Below are 1,837 nucleotides of genomic sequence, written 5' to 3'. Positions count from 1 at the left end.
GGACATCCGAACCGTCCGGGCCGGGGTCTCGGCACCACGGCACCGCCGCCGCAGGGCCAGGCCGGAGACGTACCGGCAGCACTCCGATGGCCGGACCTGCCGCACCCGGCGACCGGCGGCCGGCGGGCCGGACCGCCAGGGCGACCATGGTCCCAAGCGACGGCATGGAGTGGGTCTTCGCCCGGCGCAGCCACTGCGAAGCTCCCGATCATCCGGTTAGGTTTCCGGACCAGAATGATCATTCGCGTTGTGGCGTGACGGAAGAGTCGGTATTTTCGGGCGAATGCGAAAGGGTCGGATGCGGGTCACCTATGCGGTTGTAGCGGTCACGGGGGTCGCGGCGGTCACGACGGGCGCGGTGCTGGTCAGCCAGGACCGGGCCAGGACGCACACGGTGGAGGACATCTCCGCCAACCTCCAGATCAGCTCGACCGAGGCGCAGAGCGCCGAGAGCTACTGGACGCCGCAGCGGCTCGCCTCGGCGACCCCGGTCGGGGGACCCAAGGCGGCGGCGCCCGCGACGGGCCCCCAGATGGGCGAGCGGAGCGTGACGGCGCAGGCCGTGCCGAAGTCCGCCGCGTTCGGCGGGATCCCCACGGTCGGCGCGGTGTTCTTCAACAACGGCAAGGGCAACCACTACTGCACGGCCAGCGTGCTGCACAGCTACTCCAAGAGCCTGCTGCTGACGGCGGCGCACTGCATTCACGGCGGGCGCGGCGGAGGCTACTCGCGCAACGTGGCGTTCGTGCCGAAGTTCGACAACGGCAAGCGTCCCTACGGCATCTGGTCGGCGAAGATGCTGATGGTGGACAAGCGCTGGGCCTCCAACAGCGACCCTGACCTCGACTACGGCTTCATCGCGGTGAACGCGCGCGGTGGTCGCAGGATCGAGCAGGTCGTGGGCTACAACAAGCTGGCCATCAACCAGGGGATGAGCAACTGGGTGAACGTCGCGGGCTACCCCAGCCGCAGCAATCGCCCGATCTACTGCAAGACCAAGACGGCCCGGCAGTGGAAGTACCAGGTGCGGATGGACTGTAGCGGTTTCTACGGCGGCACCAGCGGCAGTCCCTGGCTGCTCTGGTACAACGCCAAGTCGCACACCGGTTACGTCAACGGCGTGATCGGCGGCTACCAGGAAGGCGGCAGCGTCTCCTGGCGGTCCTACTCGCCGTATTTCGACAGGGACGTCTACAACCTGCGGTCGGCCGCCGACAAGAAGGCCTGAACCGCCTGCCCACCCGGAAATCAACCGCTTGGTGACCCGGAAAAGAAAAAACTGCGGCGTGCCCTCGGGCGCGCCGCAGTTTCATTTCCGCGGGGAAATCCCCTCAGGTCGTCAGCTCGATGGGCGCGACGCCGACCGGCTCGAACCCGAGCGTGCGGCCGTAGAACGCGAGCTCGGACTCCAGGCACGTGATGACCGTCTCGGCGCGCCGGAAGCCGTGCGACTCGCCCTCGAATGTCAGGTACGCGTACGGCACCCCCCGCTCGTCCAGCGCCTCGGCGAACCGGGCGGACTGGTCGGCCGGGACGATCGGGTCGTCCAGGCCCTGCAGCAGCAGCACCGGGCAGGACGCCCGGCTCGCGTGCCCGAGCGGCGAGCGCTCCTCGTAGGCGCGCTCGAATCCGGGCAGCGGCCCGATCAGTCCGAACAGGTAGTGCGACTCGAAGTCGTGGGTGGCGGCCGCGAACGACGCCAGGTCGCTGATCCCGAAGTAGGACGTCCCGGCGGCGAACAGGTCGGTGGTGGTGATCGCGGCGAGGGTCGTCCAGCCGCCCGCGCTGCCGCCGCGGATCGCCAGCCGCTCGGCGTCCGCGACGCCGAGGTCGACCA

At 69.1% G+C, this 1,837-nt stretch carries 2 protein-coding genes; one reads left to right on the top strand and one right to left on the bottom strand.

The genetic code is table 11. The features are described from left to right. Positions 1-283 precede the first annotated feature (283 nt). Entirely contained in the window at positions 284-1,228 is a 945-nt protein-coding gene (locus tag AB0J52_RS38735; RefSeq protein WP_500188031.1) for a trypsin-like serine peptidase, read from the top strand. Between the two features lie 103 nt (positions 1,229-1,331). Here AB0J52_RS38735 and AB0J52_RS38730 read toward each other — a convergent pair. After that, the coding region (locus AB0J52_RS38730; RefSeq protein WP_500188030.1) for an alpha/beta hydrolase family protein at positions 1,332-1,837 on the bottom strand (506 nt) is incomplete at its 5' end.

It is taken from the genome of Spirillospora sp. NPDC049652, from assembly GCF_040675125.1.
Classification (GTDB): Bacteria; Actinomycetota; Actinomycetes; order Streptosporangiales; family Streptosporangiaceae; genus Spirillospora.
The sequence above is the reverse complement of the archived record's forward strand: the minus strand, read 5'-3'. Positions and strand labels throughout refer to the sequence as shown.